At 40.9% G+C, this 18,919-nt stretch carries 23 protein-coding genes and 1 pseudogene; 10 read left to right on the top strand and 14 right to left on the bottom strand.

The genetic code is table 11. The annotated features are described in order from the left end of the window. The first annotated feature begins 44 nt into the window (after positions 1–44). The gene (gene tnpA, locus HC643_RS13420) at positions 45–443 is read left to right on the top strand and encodes an IS200/IS605 family transposase (RefSeq protein ID WP_038079531.1); all 399 of its coding nucleotides are present in this window, start codon (positions 45–47) and stop codon (positions 441–443) included. Between the two features lie 94 nt (positions 444–537). Here tnpA and HC643_RS13415 read toward each other — a convergent pair whose 3' ends face one another. Continuing rightward, a complete protein-coding gene (locus HC643_RS13415) occupies positions 538–1,524 on the bottom strand; it encodes a mycofactocin-coupled SDR family oxidoreductase (RefSeq protein ID WP_050045751.1) in 987 nt (328 codons plus the stop codon). Between the two features lie 103 nt (positions 1,525–1,627). After that, positions 1,628–2,554, bottom strand: coding sequence for a helix-turn-helix domain-containing protein (locus HC643_RS13410; protein WP_038073057.1), 927 nt, complete (start codon positions 2,552–2,554; stop codon positions 1,628–1,630). A gap of 542 nt (positions 2,555–3,096) precedes the next feature. Between HC643_RS13410 and HC643_RS13405 the strand changes: the two genes are divergently transcribed. Next, on the top strand, positions 3,097–3,417 hold the full coding sequence (locus HC643_RS13405) for a Mo-dependent nitrogenase C-terminal domain-containing protein (RefSeq protein ID WP_072040744.1): 321 nt from the start codon (positions 3,097–3,099) through the stop codon (positions 3,415–3,417). A gap of 59 nt (positions 3,418–3,476) precedes the next feature. Then, entirely contained in the window at positions 3,477–4,352 is an 876-nt protein-coding gene (locus HC643_RS13400) for a class I SAM-dependent methyltransferase (protein WP_038073053.1), read from the top strand. Between the two features lie 5 nt (positions 4,353–4,357). Here the strand turns inward: HC643_RS13400 and HC643_RS13395 are convergent, their stop codons facing one another. Next, a complete protein-coding gene (locus HC643_RS13395) occupies positions 4,358–4,828 on the bottom strand; it encodes a hypothetical protein (protein WP_038073051.1) in 471 nt (156 codons plus the stop codon). Positions 4,829–5,046: 218 nt separating this feature from the next. Here HC643_RS13395 and HC643_RS13390 point away from each other — a divergent pair, with 218 nt between their 5' ends. Next, positions 5,047–5,370 carry an antibiotic biosynthesis monooxygenase family protein gene (locus HC643_RS13390; protein WP_038073049.1) on the top strand — a complete coding sequence of 108 codons (324 nt, stop codon included), beginning with the start codon at positions 5,047–5,049 and terminating at the stop codon, positions 5,368–5,370. An 82-nt stretch (positions 5,371–5,452) separates the two neighbouring features. Here the strand turns inward: HC643_RS13390 and HC643_RS13385 are convergent, their stop codons facing one another. The 4 genes from HC643_RS13385 to HC643_RS40820 all read right to left on the bottom strand — a co-directional run bounded on the left by HC643_RS13385 (position 5,453) and on the right by HC643_RS40820 (position 8,468). Then, the gene (locus tag HC643_RS13385) at positions 5,453–5,827 is read right to left on the bottom strand and encodes a DUF4870 domain-containing protein (protein ID WP_038073047.1); all 375 of its coding nucleotides are present in this window, start codon (positions 5,825–5,827) and stop codon (positions 5,453–5,455) included. Between the two features lie 604 nt (positions 5,828–6,431). After that, the gene (locus tag HC643_RS13380) at positions 6,432–7,826 is read right to left on the bottom strand and encodes a lipase family protein (RefSeq protein WP_050045749.1); all 1,395 of its coding nucleotides are present in this window, start codon (positions 7,824–7,826) and stop codon (positions 6,432–6,434) included. Between the two features lie 122 nt (positions 7,827–7,948). Then, positions 7,949–8,110: a hypothetical protein gene (locus HC643_RS40825; RefSeq protein ID WP_202048614.1), complete on the bottom strand. Its 162-nt coding sequence runs from the start codon at positions 8,108–8,110 to the stop codon at positions 7,949–7,951. Between the two features lie 109 nt (positions 8,111–8,219). Next, positions 8,220–8,468 (bottom strand): alpha/beta fold hydrolase, encoded by a 249-nt coding sequence (locus HC643_RS40820; RefSeq protein ID WP_202048613.1) that lies wholly within the window; start codon positions 8,466–8,468, stop codon positions 8,220–8,222. 287 nt (positions 8,469–8,755) lie between these two features. On the opposite strand from HC643_RS40820, the pseudogene HC643_RS41365 reads away from it, so the two are divergent. The 3 genes and pseudogenes from HC643_RS41365 to HC643_RS13365 all read left to right on the top strand — a co-directional run. Continuing rightward, positions 8,756–9,028, top strand: a pseudogene (locus tag HC643_RS41365) (IS4 family transposase); the annotation flags it as partial. After that, positions 9,020–9,487: a helix-turn-helix domain-containing protein gene (locus HC643_RS41360; RefSeq protein WP_336604405.1), complete on the top strand. Its 468-nt coding sequence runs from the start codon at positions 9,020–9,022 to the stop codon at positions 9,485–9,487. The pseudogene HC643_RS41365 and the gene HC643_RS41360, both read left to right, overlap by 9 nt. Beyond that, positions 9,439–9,717: a transposase gene (locus HC643_RS13365; protein WP_167844678.1), complete on the top strand. Its 279-nt coding sequence runs from the start codon at positions 9,439–9,441 to the stop codon at positions 9,715–9,717. The genes HC643_RS41360 and HC643_RS13365 overlap by 49 nt, the downstream gene beginning before the upstream one ends. A gap of 108 nt (positions 9,718–9,825) precedes the next feature. Here HC643_RS13365 and rsgA read toward each other — a convergent pair whose 3' ends face one another. Beyond that, positions 9,826–10,887 (bottom strand): ribosome small subunit-dependent GTPase A, encoded by a 1,062-nt coding sequence (rsgA, locus tag HC643_RS13360; protein WP_038073044.1) that lies wholly within the window; start codon positions 10,885–10,887, stop codon positions 9,826–9,828. 449 nt (positions 10,888–11,336) lie between these two features. Here rsgA and HC643_RS13355 point away from each other — a divergent pair, with 449 nt between their 5' ends. Next, positions 11,337–12,356: an SGNH/GDSL hydrolase family protein gene (locus HC643_RS13355; RefSeq protein ID WP_038073042.1), complete on the top strand. Its 1,020-nt coding sequence runs from the start codon at positions 11,337–11,339 to the stop codon at positions 12,354–12,356. Here the strand turns inward: HC643_RS13355 and HC643_RS13350 are convergent. The 4 genes from HC643_RS13350 to HC643_RS13335 all read right to left on the bottom strand — a co-directional run bounded on the left by HC643_RS13350 (position 12,353) and on the right by HC643_RS13335 (position 15,341). Beyond that, on the bottom strand, positions 12,353–12,964 hold the full coding sequence (locus HC643_RS13350; RefSeq protein WP_038073039.1) for a hypothetical protein: 612 nt from the start codon (positions 12,962–12,964) through the stop codon (positions 12,353–12,355). The two genes, HC643_RS13355 and HC643_RS13350, sit on opposite strands and share 4 nt — an antisense overlap. 72 nt (positions 12,965–13,036) lie before the next feature. Then, entirely contained in the window at positions 13,037–13,744 is a 708-nt protein-coding gene (locus tag HC643_RS13345; protein WP_237265877.1) for an ABC transporter permease, read from the bottom strand. A 37-nt stretch (positions 13,745–13,781) separates the two neighbouring features. Continuing rightward, positions 13,782–14,690, bottom strand: a complete 909-nt coding sequence (locus HC643_RS13340) for an ABC transporter ATP-binding protein (RefSeq protein WP_038073035.1) — start codon at positions 14,688–14,690, stop codon at positions 13,782–13,784. Between the two features lie 54 nt (positions 14,691–14,744). Further along, on the bottom strand, positions 14,745–15,341 hold the full coding sequence (locus tag HC643_RS13335; protein WP_237265876.1) for a hypothetical protein: 597 nt from the start codon (positions 15,339–15,341) through the stop codon (positions 14,745–14,747). A gap of 152 nt (positions 15,342–15,493) precedes the next feature. On the opposite strand from HC643_RS13335, the gene HC643_RS13330 reads away from it, so the two are divergent. Next, positions 15,494–15,637, top strand: a complete 144-nt coding sequence (locus tag HC643_RS13330) for a hypothetical protein (RefSeq protein ID WP_153021459.1) — start codon at positions 15,494–15,496, stop codon at positions 15,635–15,637. A gap of 462 nt (positions 15,638–16,099) precedes the next feature. On the opposite strand, the gene HC643_RS13320 is transcribed toward HC643_RS13330, so the two are convergent. Beyond that, positions 16,100–16,528 carry a hypothetical protein gene (locus HC643_RS13320; protein WP_038073032.1) on the bottom strand — a complete coding sequence of 143 codons (429 nt, stop codon included), beginning with the start codon at positions 16,526–16,528 and terminating at the stop codon, positions 16,100–16,102. A 687-nt stretch (positions 16,529–17,215) separates the two neighbouring features. Between HC643_RS13320 and HC643_RS13315 the strand changes: the two genes are divergently transcribed. Further along, the gene (locus HC643_RS13315) at positions 17,216–17,881 is read left to right on the top strand and encodes a DUF1877 family protein (protein WP_038073030.1); all 666 of its coding nucleotides are present in this window, start codon (positions 17,216–17,218) and stop codon (positions 17,879–17,881) included. A 116-nt stretch (positions 17,882–17,997) separates the two neighbouring features. On the opposite strand, the gene HC643_RS13310 is transcribed toward HC643_RS13315, so the two are convergent. Next, positions 17,998–18,699 carry a DevA family ABC transporter ATP-binding protein gene (locus HC643_RS13310; RefSeq protein WP_038073028.1) on the bottom strand — a complete coding sequence of 234 codons (702 nt, stop codon included), beginning with the start codon at positions 18,697–18,699 and terminating at the stop codon, positions 17,998–18,000. Positions 18,700–18,919: the final 220 nt, after the last annotated feature.

The following is an 18,919-nucleotide window of genomic DNA, read 5'->3' as shown; positions in this document are numbered from 1 at the left end:
GCTATAATTGGTCTACAAAATAATTATACATTGGTCTACAGAGAATGACAAGCCAGTTTCGCAGGGAAAGACACTCTGTTACAGACTTAAAAATTCACTTGGTCTGCGTTACTAAGTATCGTAGGTCTGTATTTACAAAAGAAAGCCTTGAATTAATTGATAAGACGTTTAGAGAAGTAGCTAAAAAGATGGACTTTCAAGTAATTGAATTTAGCGGCGAGGATAATCATGTTCACGCACTTATTGAATACCCTCCTAAATTATCTATCTCTCAAATAGTTAATGCTTTAAAAGGTGTTTCAAGTCGCCGCTATGGACAAGCTCGATACCCGAAACCTAATAAAGATGCCTTATGGAGTCCTAGTTATTTTGCTGTGTCTGTAGGGGGTGCGCCAATTGAAGTTCTAAAGCAGTACATCAGGAATCAAGAAAAGCCGTCCTAGAAGGACGGGGCTTGTATCCCATTCTTTTGGTCAAAGCTAACTTTTGCAAAAGGTCGATTGAGGACTACTTGTGTTCATTTAACATTTATCTAAATTAAGCTGTGTATCTTGCATTGCCACCAGCAGCAACGTCAAGAACTGCACCAGAAATATACTGAGCATCATCTTTTGTCAGGAAAGCGATCGCTGTGGCAACATCAGTGGGTTCAAGTGCTGGTATTGGCAAGGCATGATAAGCGAGTGCTACCTTATCTTGGTCTTGGGCTGTGTTGGCGGAAGTTGAGCGACGTTGTCCTTCACTCCGATAAAGCGGTGTGTTAACAGCACCTGGTGCAACGGCATTGACTGTAATATTATCTTGCCCCAGTTCCAGCGCTACAGATTTAACTAAACCAATAACGCCCCACTTTGTAGCCGAGTAGTTAGCCACTCCTGCAACACCCATGCGCCCGCCAATTGATGATACGGCAATAATTCTGCCACGCTTTTGCTTTTGCATATGTGGAATAACTGCCCACATGGAATTAGCAACGCCTGTTAAGTTAACATCAATAACATCGCTCCACTGTTGAGAAGTCATTTCATCAAAAGGACTCCAGATGGCAATGCCAGCATTAGCGACAAGAATATCAAGCCCACCGAGTTCTCTCAAAGTCGTTTCAGCAGCCTGCTTCATAGCTGCTAGATCCCGAACATCCGCCACAATTGGCAATGCTCTGCGACCTTCAGCTTGAACAAGCCGCACGGCTTTTTCTAATTCTGTACGATTTGCCAAACGATAGCTGTGAATATTCCTCACACCTTGTGGTTGCGCGATATCAAGCAATGCGATATCTGCACCTTGCCGTGCTAACTCAACGGCTGTTGCAAGACCAATTCCTCTTGCTGCACCTGTCACTAAAGCTACCTTACCTGAAAGTGGGAGGGAGGATGGTGCGGGTGATTTTGCGGTTCCTGGTTTTTGTGGTTGTGCTTCTGCTTTTTTAGGCGATAATCCCGCACCGACTCCCACTCCTGCAACCGCCAATGCTGCATTTTTAATTAAATTGCGACGGGTTTGATTAACTTTTTTGCTCTTCATGATTTTACCCTCAGATAAATTTACCGTTGAAATCCTTACCTGATACAAAATTTAAGATGAGAGCCACTTAGCAAAATTGTAAATTCTTGCTCTTGTTTTGGAATTAAGAAGCGAGAGGAATCAATGGGTGCGCTTGTAGTTTTGAGAAGTTTTTTGGTAAAACACCAACAATCTGCTTAAAAGCTTTGGTGAAATGTGCTTGGTCGTAGAAACCAACTTGTAGACCAATATCTGTTAAATTCGCATATGGAGAGATTGAAATTAATTGCTTAGCTCGCTCTACTCGATTTTGCAGCACGTACTGATGGGGAGAGCGTCTAAGCGATCGCTTAAACAAACGAGCAAAGTGATAGGGGCTGAGATTGACTTGGTCTGCTAAAGCAATAAGACTCAAATCCTCGCTTAGATGATCGTGGATATACTCAATAGCTTGTCTCAATTGCAATCCCGATAGCTTTCCTTTTGGTTCAAGAGGTTTTTTACTGCTAACCCCATGATGTGCCAATAAATGTAGTGCAAATGCCAATCCCAGAGATTCACCGTACAATCCTCCAGCATAATTTCTGGATTTCAACTCTGTTTTGAAACGCGACGCAAAGTGAGTTACAATCGGGTCATATTCGCAACGTCGTTCTTGAAAAGCGACATTTTCAGTTGCAACAGTATCTTGAAAAACTTGGCTGACAAATTCTGGTTCCAGAGATATTGCGACAAACTCAAATTTTTCTCTCCAACGGGGTGCATTCATATCTCCATGTGTTTGAAGGCAAAAGTCACCAGGTTTGAGAAGCTTCTGTCGCCAACGACTACTATCTTTCCATTCATAATGGATTGGTTTGCCAGTATGGACAATGAGACGGTGTCCTTCAATGTAGTGTTCGGGGAGTTCAAGCGGTGCGATTTGGTGAAGTTCTACCGTAATTCCGCGCCAGCCCGCATTCATACTTGAGAGTAACACAGTTCCATCAGGAGCAGCCGGGAAAATTTCTTGCGTCGTGCTGTCAATCAGTTGAATCTGGCTTTTAAGCATAGTTGCGCGAAATATAGTTGACGGACTTTCACCAAATTCAGATTACCACCAATGATAATCACACCAACCCTAGCTTTGTTTGTGCAGCTTCTAGCTGAATTTTTAGGATTTTATTTTGTTCCCTAAGTACTCCTGGTGAATCAATCTGACAATCATCAAAAGTCACAGAGTCCATATCTATGAACTGAGCGATCGCTAACTCAATCACTCACTCTGGGGAAAGTTGAGTTTGTTGGGAGTATTCCTCTATTGGCTGCCTAATACGCTCTAGCAACTAGCCCAGGTTATTTTTAAGTGCGTTTGCTTCAATTCTTTGCATAGTACTTGCTCTATGATGGAATTCTACTGTTATATCTCCACCACAGTGTAAGGACTATACACAAGTCTAATGTTTAACTAGTCACTGTTGTTAAACTTTGCAAACTGATTCAAAACAGTTAAGTTAGAGTTATAAGTCATAAAATAAACTTATATTTTTCAAGTAGTGTCATTTCTCAGAATTATCTTTAAACTGCTAATTAGTAGTTTACAGAGACACAACAATGCTTAACTTCATCAGAAACAATCCTTATCAGAACGACTGCATTAACTTCCAATTGAACAGCCTGGATCTCCTGCAACCGATTCGTCATTGGCTCGATCGCATCGAAATCACCAGCCCCAAAATAGCCCATTTTCTCTGCAGATCGATTCCAGTTCAATGTCCTTTTGAGCGCGATATCTATCTTTTTGGGCAAAAAGTAGCCCATATTCCGCCTCTTTGCAAGCTCAATCCCTTTTACGAGCAAGTTTCCAGTTTGAGGTTTCGCGCCCTTTGCTACCTTGCTGATGAGTGTGGGGAAGACGTGCGTTGTTACTGTTAAAGTCGCGAGTTTCCCAGTTAGAGAAAAAGCAAATAGAAAAGCTTAACCAAGAAAAACCCATGAACGCATACCAAGTCAATGACTTCGATAAAATTAGCCTCACTGCTTTCATGGTAAGTTTAGCCAGACAGTTTACAGATATTCCCCATGCTCAAGATCTGGCACAATTGGTAGAAGCGCAAAGATTCATAGAGATATCTTTACCGCAAAAGCAAGACAAGAGCGTTTTGCTGACAGCACGCGTGGAAGCTCGCTACAAAGCAATTAACCAAGTCATGGCTCAATATCAAATAACACAAATTCTTGAGCTAGCATCTGGTTTGCTACCGCGTGGTCTTAACTTATCTTGTGACCCTAACATCACTTTTATTGAAACCGATCTGCCTGCAATGATTTGTTGCAAGCAGCAACTGGTTCAGCAACTTATTGGGGAACGTCCCAATTTGCACTTTGTAGAATTAGATGCTACTAGCAGTCGCAGCGATTTTTTAAAAAGTACCTTTCATTTTAAAGCAGAACAGCCAGTCATGATTTTGTGTGAGGGGTTGCTGACCCATCTTACACTGTCAGAAAAGCAAAAAGTCTGTAGCAATGTCCGAGAAGTGCTTCACGCTTATGGTGGAGTTTGGATTACCCCTGATTTCATTGATACAGTGAGCCTTTCGCGATCGCTAGAAAATGACCCAGAATTACAAAAGCTCATACAAACGGGAACCGACTTTACAGGTAGATCTTTAGTCGATCGTAATTTTACAACTCCCGAGCAAGCGCGACAATTCGCTTCCGAACAAGGTTTTCGCGTGGTGGAGTATAGTCTGTTAAATGTAATAAACGAGTTAAGCTCTTTAAGATTTTTAGGCGTTGATGCAGAAGTGGTTAAGAAAATGCTCGCCACTCAGTCTGTCTTTGCACTGACTCTTGATACTGCTTATTAAAGTAATTACTGATTTCTGAGATCTTTAAATGGGGGAAGTGCTCGATTGGGAGTTGTTCGCAATCCTCCATTGGTGCTGTTTGGACTGAGATACACTCCACCTGGTTTCATCTTATCTTTTCTAAGAATGACACGAGTTCCATTGCGGTAATAGAAAGTTTTTGTGCCATTACCATTATCAATTGTATTGGAAGGGTAAAGAGTACCGTTATTTGGTGTAGTAATTCTACCATTGGGCGCAATGCGCGTTCCAAAAGGATACCTTAAATAGTTACCTGTACCTTGCGAACCATAGGAATTAAGATCCCTTTGCGCCCACGCTAGTTGAGGTGTTAAAGAACCCAAGACTGCTACACCTGTTATAAGAAATTTGAAAACTTTTGTGCGATCGCCCAGTCTGCGAGCAGTAAGAAATAAATTATACTGCGATACAACATTGTGGCTGAGATGTTTGAATGCACTGTTCCCAGGAATCATGGAATTTCTCCTGTATATTCTGCTATCTACTATTATGTTTTTTATGATTGATAATGCTTTCTATCTATTTACCGATATAAAGTAAATGTTGGGTTTCGTTCCTCAACCCGACCTACGTGTTTTCGTATTTTTAGGCTTAACTGACAAGTCTTGAATCTTAAATTACAAAATACGATATATTGCAAAGGATATAAATAAATATTTTTCTTGAAAGAAATATGATTTTAGAAGTTGCAATTCTCCAGATAAAACCCGGAAAATCACCAGAATTTGAGAAAGCTTTCAAGCTAGCTTCATCAATTATTTCTTCAATGAATGGCTATGTGAGTCACGAGCTACAACGATGTTTGGAGGCAGATAATAAGTATATTTTACTAGTGCAATGGGAAAAATTAGAAGACCATACAGTTGGTTTTCGTCAATCCTCAGAGTACGAACAATGGCGTCAATTGTTGCATCATTTTTACGAGCCATTTCCAACAGTAGAACATTATGAAATGGTAGTCAGTAACAACCTCCAATCGCAGTTAATTAATGAATGATTTACAAGCATAAAAGCAGAAAGTAGGAGTTAGAAGGAATGCGTTATTGTAAATTCTCCCTAACCCCTGCATTTTTTTGTAATTAAAACAGTCGAAAAATGAACGGATAACGGAACGGTTCGTCAGGATTGCTAAAACAATGTAACAATGCCCAAATTGTCAGTCCCCAGTGTAGTAAAAAGCCAAACGCAACAACTGGAAAGAACAAAATTCCACCAAGCCCAAAGGTAAGCCAAGATAAAATACCTAAGGGGACTCCAATGACAGTCGCCCAAAACCAAACATTAAAGTGAAAATTAATAGATTCTTTGGCGTTACTTTTAACAACTGGGTCATCCGAAATTAAGTTAATTACTATTGGAATACCAATCGAAAACAGCGCTGTGCTGAAGAATATTGCACCGTGAGACAGAGATGACAGCAATTTGCGCTTATCAGAATCGTATGTAACTTGCATCCTGGAAGCTCCTCAATTCTCTTTTATAGTTTTAATTTTAAATGGGATTGAGGAGCTTTCGTATACAGATTACCGTACTCCAATAAATCGTTTATCCAGTATTCATCTCTCCAACTTCTTCAAGGGTGTGTCACACTACTTTTTTAGCCCCCTAAATTTTAAAGCCCCCGCTTCACCCCTGAAAAAGGGGACTTTAAAAGCATCCTAGCCCCATTTGTCACAAGTTAAGGCTGCAAGGCAGTTGTCAAGGGGCTTTTAGAAGAAGCTTGGAAGAAAAATTGGTCAGTGCCTCGCTGTTTTTCAGGAAAGGATGCAATGATTAACTTAATCTGTTAGGAAATTTTTTATGACCAGCAGACTCTATATTTTTGTTACTAAATTCATACCTGTGCGCTTCGCTGAGGCTATGTAACTTGGTTTCTAACGTCTCATCCGGCAAACTTGCTATTGGATGCTGTTTTAACTCGACTGTTTTCACTTTCATTAATTTGGAAAACTGTCAGCCTGTGCTTTTTGTAAGGTTATTTCAGGTTTTGGAGGTTTGAGAGCAATCGCGAGATAAGCGATCGCTCTATATTAGTGGCTCAGTTCGAGTGCCATTCTGCTACATCCCTTCAAGTCGGCGCATCGTCAAGATGCGATAGTCACCCATGCGGTGATCGCCAATATCATCGGAATCAAGGTTGAAAAGGCTCGCATAGTAACCCTGAAGCCGTCGCCACCAAGACATGGGGTTCCACAAGGCTATGATTGCATTATTATAGAAATTCCCAAACGCATCAAAGTATACCAGATTTCCGCCATGCTGGTACCCCATGCTAGGGATGCGAGGAACAATGTCATTATTGTTGACTACCCGGAAGTAACGGGCTCTGGCTTCGGCATCAAAGGCTTTCATAAAAATCCGATCGCCAATGCGAGGTTGACCAAAGGTATAAATCCCAGCAACCTCATAGGTCGTTAACTCTCGATCTTTATCTTGACAGAAGGTGGCACAGGCGAGGGCAGCCAATGCACCACCTAAACTATGTCCGGTGAACCAAATCGGTTGATTGTTTGTCCGCAGTTGCTTGACGCGATCGACAACCTGAGACAATACAGATTCCATCGCTTCATAAAAGCCCTTATGTACTGCACCAGCACCAATCTTCCAAGCGGTTTTAAGCAATTCCAGGTCGGTTCTCCAATCCTTCAAATTCTCAGTACCCCGAAAGGCGATGATTATTTTTTCTGCATCACCCACGACCAGACATTGGGTATCAGAGCCAGGGAGGTCGATGAAATGTTCAGTGCCGTTGATGGTGAAACCCAGTTGTTCCATCTTGGCTTTACTAACTTCGGGACTACCATAAGCCGCTTCTGCACAGTAAGCCATATAAGCCATGTTGGCAGCACTATAGCCTTTGACCTTCGGCTCAAATAACCGTCGCAGCAGCGCTGCTTCAGAGCTAATGCCGACATTATCTTGCGTGCCTTCGGCTTTAAGCGTCCACCATTCATTCGCATTGGGCACTGTTGTTATGTATCCCTTATACCAGGAGTCACGGGATAATCGCTGGTTTTTGTAGTGGAGGTTGGTCAGATATACCTGATCGCCATAGCGAATCTTGTTGTCTGAGTTGCGATCTTTCTTGGTGATCCGCCAATTTTGTTTGGTTTCATAGAAAGTAACTTCCCAGAATTTCTTGGTTTGCTTGCAGTCGCTCCAATAGTAGCAATCGTGACTGTCTTGAAAGGCTCCTAGAAGATTGCAATCGCCCAACTCCGATTCAGTCGATTTCAGTTTGATGATGCTGCCATCCGTGAGTTCGCCCTCTGACTGACCCACAATCTCAAACTTCACTTTGTCAGTCCCATCGAGCCGAGGCCAATTATAGCGATGGGCTTTGCCGCGATCGCATGCGGTGATGTACCGCCCGCTCATATGTTCTAAGTAAACGGTGTCGCCAAATTTGATGACATCAGATGTGGCAACTTGGGTTTGAGTTTGACTGCTCATTGTAAATTCTCTCCTCCGTTATCAAAATCTCCTGAATACTCACGCTAATTGCTTCATCAATACAGATTGCTGTGGGAGCGGTACAGGCTTTCTAGGTTGGTACTTTTCGGCAAACCAAACTTTTATGCAACAGGAGCAACAGCAGGCACATCTGATTCTTGTTCAGTGTTACTCAGATTATTAGGATTAACTTTGCCAGTGGTGAGGAAGCGGAAAGTCTCTTGGTAAAGGCTTTGCCAAAAGCGATTACTCATATTTTGGCTGACTTCTGTGGGGTCTACCATTGGGTGTGGCACTAGATCAGTAGTAGGATATGTATACAAGTAATGCCCTTTTTGCTCACCACCAATCTTTTTAAACAAGTCTTTGTTTGTATCGATATCCGCAGCATCCTCATTTGGAAAATAGGTAATCTGCCAATCGCCACATTTGGTGAGGACTAGCACTTAAGCCGTGGAACAGCAGTACCGTCCCACGAATTGGTTGTCCTGCATCATGAAAACGATAGTAGGGGACAGCACCAGCTCGATGATTTGGGCTGGTCTTAATGCTGTGAATATATGCATCAATGGCTTCCTGAGTCTTCCTGATTTGGTCGGCGTTAAGAACTACGGTTGTACTTAGAGTTGTGGTCATATTCATAAGAAAAGAAAACGTTTTTAGGACGGTTGTTGCACGACTTTTATAAAACTTAAAAACTAAGTTTTTACAAATATTTTTAAGAATAGTATGAAAATGTGTGGCTACAAGTCAGTTTTTGTTAAAAATATTAACATTTGCCCGTTGGTGCTGACTTATTTAAAGCAGCTTTGGCAATATCACCTGAAGGGGCGACAAAATAGCCTGAAAAGCTTATGAGTTCAAGTGTGCAGCAAGTTGTGGTAAAAAAAGATAGGTCTACCTTTGTCAACAAGACCTATCTAATGACAATGATACCTTTATTTTACCAAACACACTTAAAAAGTCAATTTAGCCCAACTGAATACTTACTGCTAACAATTTTAATTAATGTTTTACAGTCAATTAAAAAAGTTAGTTTAGAAGCATTAGCAACAAATCTCCCAATCCCTATTTTATTTGAAAGCAGACGAAAAAAATTACAAAGATTTTTATCCTTACTATTCTTAACAATTGAAAAAATTTGGTTTCCGATTGTTACTACATGGTTGTCAACATATTTTCAATCTGACAAAATGATTTACAGCAGTTTCCGATGTTATGAGGTACAGTTAGTATTAATAAAATCAAAAGATAATACTGTCATGAAAGCATATTCAGTAGATATTCGAGAAAAAATAGTGGCAGCGCATATTGAGGAAAAAATCTCGATTCGTCAAGTAGCACTCAGATTTGCAGTGAGCAAAAGTTTAGTACAAAAGCTAGTAAAGCAACAAAAAAGTCATGGTAATTTACAACCATTAAAACCGGGTAAGCCACGATTTAGTCATCTGACAAATGCGGAATTAGAGTTAAGAGAACTAGTGTCAGAGAATCCGGATGCAACAATAGTGGAATTCTGTGAATTATTTGCGGCAAAGACAGGTAATTGGGTGAGTCAGACGGCAATGTGTCGTTCTTTACAAAAATTAGGATTAAATCGCAAAAAAAAACATTGCGGAGTAGCCAAGCAGCAACTCCAAGAGTTCAAAAACTCAGAGTAGAATATTGGGAAAAAGTCAAGGAGATAGAGCCAGAAAACTTGGTATTTTTAGATGAAACAGGGGTAATACTGGGTTTAGCAAGAACGCATGCACGTTCACAAAAGGGAACAAGAGTATATGAAATGAAGCCATTTTACCGGGGAGCAAAAGTTACGGTGATTGGAGCAATAAGTCTTAAAAAAGTTGTGGCATTAATGACAATAAATAACTCATTTGAGTATTTTAGCTGATTGACAAAATGCACTTTTTCTTAACCTGTCACGGATGTCCTAGCCCTTCCGATTAAAGGGCTAGGGGGAATCTAACACATTGAAAACACACCCTAACCCTCTCCCCAATCAACGCTTTTTGTAATTTCGGATTTCTTTATGAATTTTTTTCCATCGTTCTTTCTCCAATAAATTCAACCTTTGGTCTTGCTTGCGAGCAAGATAATTCAGTTCTTTTTGCAATTTTTGATAGTTTAGAAACCTGCGATAGTCGAGCGTTCCTCCATCCAATGCTTGTTGCACTGCACAACCTGGTTCGCGCTCGTGCTGGCAATTTCGGAAACGACACTGTTGTACCAACATTTCAATATCTGCAAATGTTTCCTGCAACCCCTCGTCCCCCGACCAAATTTGGAGTTCCCGCATACCTGGTGTATCGACAATCAAAGCACCTGTTGGCAGTAAAATTAACTCTCGATGGGTAGTTGTGTGCTTCCCGCGATCGTCTCCTTTTCTTACCGCTCGAACAGTTTGAACTTCTGTTCCTATCAATTGATTGCTGATAGTGGATTTACCAACACCAGACGATCCCAGTAAAGCCACGGTTTGTCCGGATTGGAGGTAGGGTTTTAAGGCATCCAAGCCTTGAGAAGTGCCAGCACTTAAAACTATAATAGGTACACCAAAGGCAATTGCTTCCACTTCAGCCACGCATTGTTCTACGCGCTCGCATAAGTCTGCTTTATTAAGCAAAATAACAGGCGTCGCTCCACTATCCCAAGCTGTCATCAGATAGCGCTCGATTCTTCTGGGGTTAAAGTCTCCATCCAATCCCGAGACTAAAAACACTGTATCAATGTTAGTAGCAACGATTTGTTCTTCCGTTTTAGCGCCTACAGCCTTACGAGAAAATTTGCTTTTTCTGGGTAAAATTGCCTGGATAGTTGCTCGCTTTTCAGAATCCCTCACCCGAATAACAACCCAATCTCCCACAGCAGGAAAATCTTTTGCTTCAGTCGCTTGGTATCTCAGTTTACCCGTGACCTCTGCTGACAGTTCTCCGCGATCGCTATAAAGAACATAAGTATTTTTGTGTTCAATAGCTACCCTAGCGACAGTCAATCCTTCTTTGCGTAATGGTTCAAAGCTAGAAGCAAAAAAATCACTCCAGCCCAAACAGTTCAAATTCATTTGTATTTCCTCGGTGCATGCAATTTTTTTGCACAAGGTTCACAGAGGAATTGCACGCTTCATTCCTGCGCGATCGAGGAAAGAACGATACTCTCTGTACCTTGTGTGGAATATGTTGAAAAAGCCAAAGTGTCATTAACGGCTACAAAGACAGTCATCGTTTGTCCTCTCTATATATTGTGATTAATGTTATCAACAATTTTACTACTGTAAATTCCGGACATGCTAAATCCTGTTAATAATAAAAAACTAGTGAAGATACTTACTAACAGCGATCGTCTGTGATAGCTTGTTTAAATAATTGCTCTGTATCCTGGTACGTAGAATTACCTGTTGGGTTTCTAGAAAAAGTTCCTTTTTTAGAGAGCAGTAAGGATTTAGGCTAAACCAGTGCTATCTCTGTTTACTAAGTTTAATAAAGTACAAAAAATACAAAGAACAGCGTAGATATGAAAAAAGAACTTTTGACAGCAGGATTGGTCTTCGTTTCTTTAAGTGTGCCGCTAAAAGCTTCTGCAGCCTTTAGCCAATTTAACGTATTTGGTGATAGCCTGTCTGACACTGGTAATATATTTAACATTACTCAGCAACTGCCTTCAGGTGCGATTCCTCCAAGCCCGCCGTACTTTCAAGGACGTTTTTCCAACGATAAAGTTTGGGTGGACTACCTCGGACAAGCTCTAGGATTAACACCCACTTTATCCACCAATCTCAGTACTACGATTCCAACCCAAGGTATCAACTTTGCTTTTGGGGGGTCTACCTCGGGTCAAGGCAATGCTTTTGTTCCTGGCGCACCAGGAGTGCTGGCGCAAGTCACCGGGTTTCTAGCAAATAACCAAACGGTAGATGCGAATGGGCTCTATGCTGTGTGGGGAGGAGGAAACGATTACTTATTCGGTCAAAATCCTGACGTTGTTCAAATAGTAAAGAATATATCAAATTCAGTAGAGTTACTTGCCCAAGCAGGTGCCCAAAATATTTTGGTATTTAATTTACCCGATCTAGGCAAAACTCCAATTGTATTGGGATCTGCAAATTCCCCCATTTTAACCGCTGCAACCAACGCTCATAATGCGGTATTAGCAACATCTATAGCTCAATTAAGCAATAATATTCCTGGAGTTAATATCATCCCTGTTGATATTAATTCGTTATTTAATCAGGCGATCGCTAATCCAGGAGAATTTGGTTTTAAAGATGTGACTACCTCTTGCGTAATATATAAAATTACAATAAATCAAGTCTTGAAAACCTGTGATAATCCCAACGATTTTCTTTTCTTTGATGAAGTTCATCCTACTACAAACGCTCACAAGTTAGTTGCAGAAGCAGCGCTAGCCGCAATTAGAGCTAAGTCCGTACCCGAATCTTCGACAACCTTTGGTTTGTTAACGTTTGGGGCTTTGGGTGCAGCAGCAATGTTCAAGTATCGACGGAAACAGCTAGCCGTGACGGAAAAGAACTAATCGTGGCAATGTAAAGCAACAGCCAGATAATTTGAGTAACGGAATTTTATTTCTTGAACTTTCTGTTCCCAATTTATCTGGTCTGGATTCATTGCTGTTTCTCCCTTCAAATTTTTGACAAAGCTTTCTAAGCCTGCATAAAAACCTAACTCATACCATTGACCCTCTGGAGTGATAATTGCGTAAGGTACTACTGAAGGAATTTCGCTTACGCGACACGGGTAAAAGATAGGTTCTGATGACTCAGCGCTTTCTTGCTCGATAAATTTGTACCAATCCCATTTGCCTTGAGGATTGTGGGTATATATTTTATATTCACCCTTTTCGTCTACACCATCTATAACTTCATCAAACCATTCTAATGTCATTTTAGCTAAATTTTCTAAATCATCATTCTTTACTCCCCAATCTGAAGCCATTTTTTCTATCTCATCTTGGGGAAGATTTTTCAAGTATTCTACTTCTTGTTGTAGTTCGTTTTGACTGAGATATTCTTTGTAAGGTTCTACTTCTAAATAGGAGTAGTAAGGATACATAAGTTCCTTAACTTTTGCTTCAACATCGTTTGTATCTGAGGGAATTATGACTAAAGTATTAAAGTGAGTCATATTATTTTTAATAATTTTGTAGAAATTATAAGAGAATCTTTTAAAAGATAGATGCAAGATACAAACGTAATTCTACTGCTGTCGCCAATCTACCTTACGTCCCACCAAGTAAAAGGTGAAGAGCGAAAAGCCAATCAAAACAACTATATCTATGATTAATTTTTGAGTTATACCTGTTGGAAGAAGAGTTTGTCTCAAAGCATCAGCAGCGTAAGTTGCAGGACTTAAATGCCCTAAAAGAATTGCTATTTCTGGTAAACGACTGGCTGGAATTAATACCGGACCAATAAATAACATAACCATTGTGAACAGCAAACTTAAAGAGCCGCTTTCTTCCGGAGTGCGGACATATGTTCCTATAATTGCACCAACACCTGATAAAGGTAAAACGCACAGGGGAATCACAAGCAGAATGAGCGGGTTGAACCTCAGAGGAAGTTGGAGGTAAAAAACACCAAATCCAAGACTTACTAATAACGATGGTAGCGATAGCAGGAAGAAGGACACAACAGTTGCTAAAATTAGAGCTTCGCGGCGAATGGGTAACGTTGCGTAATAGTCTAAAGTTCCCGCAAATCTCATGTAGGTAAATCGAGACGATACGTTGCCCAAATTACCAAACATGAGGGACATAACGAGATTACCTATCAAAATATACACCTGTGCTTCCTCTCCCGTACCTCGGGCAAAGCTACCAAGAGCAACAATTCCCAGTATGGGAGTGATTGTGCTATTAAGGATTATTGTCTGCCAAGACCAACGCCAGTTAGTTAGTTCCATCAGAAATAAGTCCAAAATTTGTACAAATATCGAAGGGTTATGCTTGGGTGGCATAGTGCAGGTATAAATCTTCTAGAGTTGCTGAGTAAAGTCGAAAGTCGTCTATCTTATCTAAATTAAGGCTATTAAGAGTTGACGTGACTTGAGCCCATTCCAATAACACCTGCCAATGACCGGGTTCTAGTGGAATGTAAGTTAAACTAGGTGGTAACTCTGGCGGAGAGTCTGGTGAAAAAAATAATTCCAAACGCAATATTCGATCTACTTGTTGCTTGAGTTCGCTGGGGCGTCCTACTGCTACCAATTCTCCTGCACGCATAATCCCAACTCTTTGAATTGCTTTTTCTGCTTCGATCGCATCATGAGTAATCAAAATAATCGTCGTACCTTGTTCCTGATTAATTTGACGTAGATTATCCCAAACAAGTTTGCGACGTTGGGGATCGAGATCGTTCGTTGGTTCATCGAGAATAAGTACGGGTGGCAAACCTGCCATTGCGACTGCTAAACGCAACAGTCGCCTTTGCCCGCCAGACAGACGCGAACTTGGTTTGTGGCGTAGTTCGCGAATTTGCCACAAATCCAATAAGTAATTACACTCTTTTTGTGCGTCAGCGCGACTCAATCCTCGAAGGTGAGAAGTAAAGTATAAAGCTTCTCCTACAGTTAAATTATTGAGTGCGCCGCTTTCTTGAGGCATATACCCTACGTTCATTTGGACTAAATAGGGAGCCTCAACAATATTTTTCCCAAGAAGAGAAATCGAGCCAGAATCGCTTGCCAGTAAATTGACCATCTGGCGCACTAGAGTACTTTTACCAGCGCCATTATCACCTAAAATCCCAAAAATTTCAGCTTCAGAAATTTGGAGGGAGATGTTCTTGTTAGCAGGTTGGGTTTGACCGGGATAAGTTTTAACTACATTTTTAATGTCGTATATAATCATGTTGACTCTAAGACTTCTCTATCTTGAGACCAACTGCATTCTATTGCTTTTTGATTATCTTGTGGGACTATCAACGTTCTCAACATCGGCTGGCATACATATACCGAGCGCAGAAGTAGATTGAGAATAGATTGTCTTTACTTGGGGGTTACCCCATATAACAGTAGTCCCAAGAGCAACAAGCGCTCCCAATGAGATACCCGCAAGACATCTCACCTCAGAACGAAGACGCCTAATCTCGTCTTGACTTGTATTATCTATTCTTGATAAAGAGTCTAACTGGGCTTCTGGAAGTATGGGAGTAGGAACAGGTTGTGGTTGTACAACAGTGAAAGTCGCTTGTAAGTAGAGCCAGTCAGCAATCAATTGAGGACAATTCTTTTGAAACCAACGCAGTGCAAAGATTTTAAAGACTGGTTTGGACATTCTCGCAATTGATTTTGCCACAGCATTGAGAGAGCGATTCTGAAGCTTTTTGTTAATTAAGTTTACTGAAGCGACATCGTATAGAGCATCCAAAATAAGCTTTACGGTGGCTTCCTCATTTTTAGCTAAATGATTGAGTAGCAGAAGAACATCATGCATTCGCTCTTGTTGCATTTGTTCCTCTGCCAATTGTTGCGGAATTTTTACTAACTTTGAGCTAGACACTGTATTAAACGAACCAACGGGTGGGGTTAAGGATGGATAACCCAAAGCATAACACTTGGTTTTAAAAGTTGCCTTCCATCGGAAGTAAATACATCATTATTTACTATATATACCCGTAGATTTACAGGGAATTGAACTACAGCATAACTGTTATGAATCAATTGAAATTATATAGCTACTTCAGAAGCCGCGATCGCTCTTTGATACGAATAGAGGAACCAACCAAACAAAACTGTGTAGGTAAAATCAATGAGACCACTCGCGAATCGCTTGGTCAGTCAACAGTAACGCCATAGATTCGACCCAATTGATAACAGTTTTACTCAAAAATACGTACTTCCATGTCAATGAATTCTGCATCATTGTCTTTTGTTATCCTTGCTTGCCTTTCTTTTTGAATTTTGGCACACCAGCAGTTTTTTTAAAACATCGTTTCCATGCCTCACCCAAAGCCATTAGTGCTTGCTGTGGCGTGCTTTTAGAGCATTCGTATTTTTGAGTTCATGGGTCTATCTTACCTAATACTGACCCAAAAAAGTCGTATTAACCCTACTAAAAACGACCACTTATTAAAACCCTACTCAAAAACAACTGGCGATGCATAGAGGTGAGTAGGAATTAAGTTACAGTTCATTACCCTTCAACCCAAACACTACAACTCAATAGTTACTTCTACCTAAGGGATGACATATTAGGGTGTTGCAGTTTCAAAGACTAACAACTAAAAATCCCCAATCTCTCATCCCCATAATTAATATTTAGTAAACGTAAATTCCGCCCGTTTGCTGGAAGTTAATTGTTGTATCTCCCGCACCCGAACCTGCTTGTCGAATTGCTACAGTTACAACATTGCCATTAACTGTAACGTCATAGTTTAATCTCACCAGTGGTTCCATAGCATTAATTAGAAGGAAATCAGGAAGAATAACACCTTTACGTACAGTGTTGCTTCCGGGAGGTAATTTCCCAGTAAAACCTAGGTCTGTTAAACCATATTCCAACATTAATCCCGTTTTATTGACTAATTGAAGTTCGACAGGGGCTTTGGGGCTAGCAACTCGTGCCACAGGTTGCCAGTCACCTGGGGTGTATGTGCTGGCGGGTGGTGTTTGTGCTTTAAGAGCAGAAGTAGTCATTAAACCCACTATTAAAAAGCATACAGCAGTTGAAAAAATCCTCAGTTTCATTGGTATTACCTAATAAGAATTGAATCGAGAAAAATGCAGACCTACTTCACTGAAATCATATTGGTGTCTGGAACACAATTGACTAACATATTCAACGAAACGGCACCAACTATTTTAGGCACTGTATCTACCAAAACTGTTATAGTATTTTCCCTAGTTTTTCCAATAGGCTACCGCCTCCCGTGCTGAGCGCTCGCGAGAGATAGAGCTTTGTACCCTTCTGGTATAACAAAATTAGCTTTATTCGTTCTTCAACTTAATCAACGTCTAAGATAAAATAGTCAAAGTTTAGGAGATCCGCATAATTTTACAGTTAGAAGCATCCCAATTTGGAAAAAACACGTTTGCGATTGAAATCGCCGCTATACAAGCTAAGTCCACCTACGTGAACTTAATAAGAAGTCCGCTTAGGCGGTGCGTCCAGGGAAAGCAGGCGAGTTTCCTGCACCGTGGGAACTGGGGTATAGCCCTGCGGGCATAGCCTGCGGCATCGCGTATAGCCCTTACGGGCATAGCTTAGCATCGCGAAGCGTGTCGCGATAGCGACGAGAGCGTGTGCCTTGCACATAGCGTCTCCGCTCCTAAGATACCCGAAGGGACTTTGTTTGTATAGCCTCAGACTTCTATTCTGAAGGCAATTGGTACTCTTTGGCATGCTCATCTTACAGTCAGGCAATAAAGCAGCATATGGGTATAGAAGGAAACTTTAAACAAATATCTTCACCTCTCTTAAACTTAGTGACTAAAGATCTGTATTTGCTCGATCTGTATCTTCATGCTAAAAAAGCTTTAGAAACAGATGCATTGCTAACTCTGCCTAAATATTTGGAATCCAAAAAGATTTACGTTCATGAAAACTGGGATGTTCTTCTAGATGAGGAGGAATGGAGAATTGGTAGACTAGATATTGATGTATATTGGCATGCGATTCACTATTTGCTGACTGAAGACATATCCTTGTGGGAAGAGAGTAAATTTCCCTTTATTGTTGCCATAAAGGAAGAAAAAAACCGTCTATTAATCAATGCAGTTATGGGCAAAACGCCTATTGATGGAACCAAAGGCGATTTTAAGGATTATGGCCCTGTAAAATACCTAAATTCTGACGAAACTCATACAATTTCTAAAGCCTTGCTTAAAATTTCACTATCAGATTTTAGAGAAAGATATAAAGAAGCTTGTATATTCAACCCTAACGCATACGCAGTTATTTGGGAAAATGATGAATGGGAATATTTTTGGGAAGTATTGAAGTTAATAACAGAATACTACAGAATAGCGGCAGATAAAGGAAGAGGAATGCTACTCTATCTTGGTTGTTTCTACGCGAGCGATTTTCTGTGGGAAAGCTAATCCTATACCTAAGAATAATCGCTAATTGTCAATATAACATTCTGAATTTTGATAATCAATTGAATCTTTTGCATAGTTGACGGATGCAATCGCCCTCGCGAGAAAAATTTTTCGATTTACTGAATATTGCTGCTCATTAATTCTTTATTAGCTAAACGACCGTCTTCCATATAGACAGTGCGATCGGCTATATCAAGAATACGATTGTCGTGAGTAACTAACAAAATGGTGCAATTCTTTTCCTTAGCAAGATGTTGCATGAGTTCTACAACATCGCGACCGGATTTTTTATCGAGAGCGGCTGTTGGTTCGTCAGCTAGAACAATTTTAGGTTCTGCGACTAGGGCGCGTGCAATCGCAACTCTTTGTTTTTGCCCTCCGGAAAGATCATCGGGATAGTAATTGATTCGCTGACCCAATCCCACCTGTTCTAGCATTGCGATCGCACGAGCAACCATTTGTTCGGAAGTTATGCCCTGATGCAGTTCCAAACCCATTTTAACATTCTGCAATGCCGTAAGACTGCCGTGGAGATTGTGTGCCTGAAAAATATAACCGTTATTGCGCCTTGCTAATGTCAATTCTCTCGCACTTGCACCGCATAATTCTCGATCTAAAACACGCATGCTACCAACCTGAGCGGAACGCAGTCCTCCAACAAGAGTCAGAAGAGTTGTTTTTCCAGATCCAGAAGGACCTGTCATAATAACAATTTCACCAGGGTTAATTTCTAAGTTGATATCAAATAAGACTTGTTTGCGAAGTTGACCGCGACCAAAATAATGGTTGAGATTTTTGATAGAGATGACAGGGTTCATATTAGTTATTAGTTGTTAGTAGCCATTAGCCATTAGCCATTAGCCCTTCGGGTTCGCCAGTCCCCTACGGCGGGAAACCCGCCTACAGGGGTGGTCTCACCATTAGCCATTAGCCATTAGCCATTAGCCATTAGCCCTTCGGGTTCGCCAGTCCCCTACGGCGGGAAACCCGCCTACAGGGCTGGTCTCACCATTAGCCATTAGCCATTAGCCATTAGCC

The sequence above is a fragment of the Tolypothrix bouteillei VB521301 genome (assembly GCF_000760695.4).
GTDB lineage: Bacteria > Cyanobacteriota > Cyanobacteriia > Cyanobacteriales > Nostocaceae > Scytonema > Scytonema bouteillei_A.
The sequence above is the reverse complement of the archived record's forward strand: the minus strand, read 5'-3'. Positions and strand labels throughout refer to the sequence as shown.

Coding starts and splice junctions, on each gene's coding strand:
- tnpA (WP_038079531.1), top strand. CDS start 45: ATGACAAGCCAGTTTCGCAGGGAAAGACACTCTGTTACAGACTTAAAA.
- HC643_RS13415 (WP_050045751.1), bottom strand. CDS start 1,524: ATGAAGAGCAAAAAAGTTAATCAAACCCGTCGCAATTTAATTAAAAAT.
- HC643_RS13410 (WP_038073057.1), bottom strand. CDS start 2,554: ATGCTTAAAAGCCAGATTCAACTGATTGACAGCACGACGCAAGAAATT.
- HC643_RS13405 (WP_072040744.1), top strand. CDS start 3,097: ATGCTTAACTTCATCAGAAACAATCCTTATCAGAACGACTGCATTAAC.
- HC643_RS13400 (WP_038073053.1), top strand. CDS start 3,477: ATGAACGCATACCAAGTCAATGACTTCGATAAAATTAGCCTCACTGCT.
- HC643_RS13395 (WP_038073051.1), bottom strand. CDS start 4,828: ATGATTCCTGGGAACAGTGCATTCAAACATCTCAGCCACAATGTTGTA.
- HC643_RS13390 (WP_038073049.1), top strand. CDS start 5,047: ATGATTTTAGAAGTTGCAATTCTCCAGATAAAACCCGGAAAATCACCA.
- HC643_RS13385 (WP_038073047.1), bottom strand. CDS start 5,827: ATGCAAGTTACATACGATTCTGATAAGCGCAAATTGCTGTCATCTCTG.
- HC643_RS13380 (WP_050045749.1), bottom strand. CDS start 7,826: ATGAGCAGTCAAACTCAAACCCAAGTTGCCACATCTGATGTCATCAAA.
- HC643_RS40825 (WP_202048614.1), bottom strand. CDS start 8,110: ATGGTAGACCCCACAGAAGTCAGCCAAAATATGAGTAATCGCTTTTGG.
- HC643_RS40820 (WP_202048613.1), bottom strand. CDS start 8,468: ATGAATATGACCACAACTCTAAGTACAACCGTAGTTCTTAACGCCGAC.
- HC643_RS41360 (WP_336604405.1), top strand. CDS start 9,020: ATGATTTACAGCAGTTTCCGATGTTATGAGGTACAGTTAGTATTAATA.
- rsgA (WP_038073044.1), bottom strand. CDS start 10,887: ATGAATTTGAACTGTTTGGGCTGGAGTGATTTTTTTGCTTCTAGCTTT.
- HC643_RS13355 (WP_038073042.1), top strand. CDS start 11,337: ATGAAAAAAGAACTTTTGACAGCAGGATTGGTCTTCGTTTCTTTAAGT.
- HC643_RS13350 (WP_038073039.1), bottom strand. CDS start 12,964: ATGACTCACTTTAATACTTTAGTCATAATTCCCTCAGATACAAACGAT.
- HC643_RS13345 (WP_237265877.1), bottom strand. CDS start 13,744: ATGGAACTAACTAACTGGCGTTGGTCTTGGCAGACAATAATCCTTAAT.
- HC643_RS13340 (WP_038073035.1), bottom strand. CDS start 14,690: ATGATTATATACGACATTAAAAATGTAGTTAAAACTTATCCCGGTCAA.
- HC643_RS13330 (WP_153021459.1), top strand. CDS start 15,494: ATGAATCAATTGAAATTATATAGCTACTTCAGAAGCCGCGATCGCTCT.
- HC643_RS13320 (WP_038073032.1), bottom strand. CDS start 16,528: ATGAAACTGAGGATTTTTTCAACTGCTGTATGCTTTTTAATAGTGGGT.
- HC643_RS13315 (WP_038073030.1), top strand. CDS start 17,216: ATGGGTATAGAAGGAAACTTTAAACAAATATCTTCACCTCTCTTAAAC.
- HC643_RS13310 (WP_038073028.1), bottom strand. CDS start 18,699: ATGAACCCTGTCATCTCTATCAAAAATCTCAACCATTATTTTGGTCGC.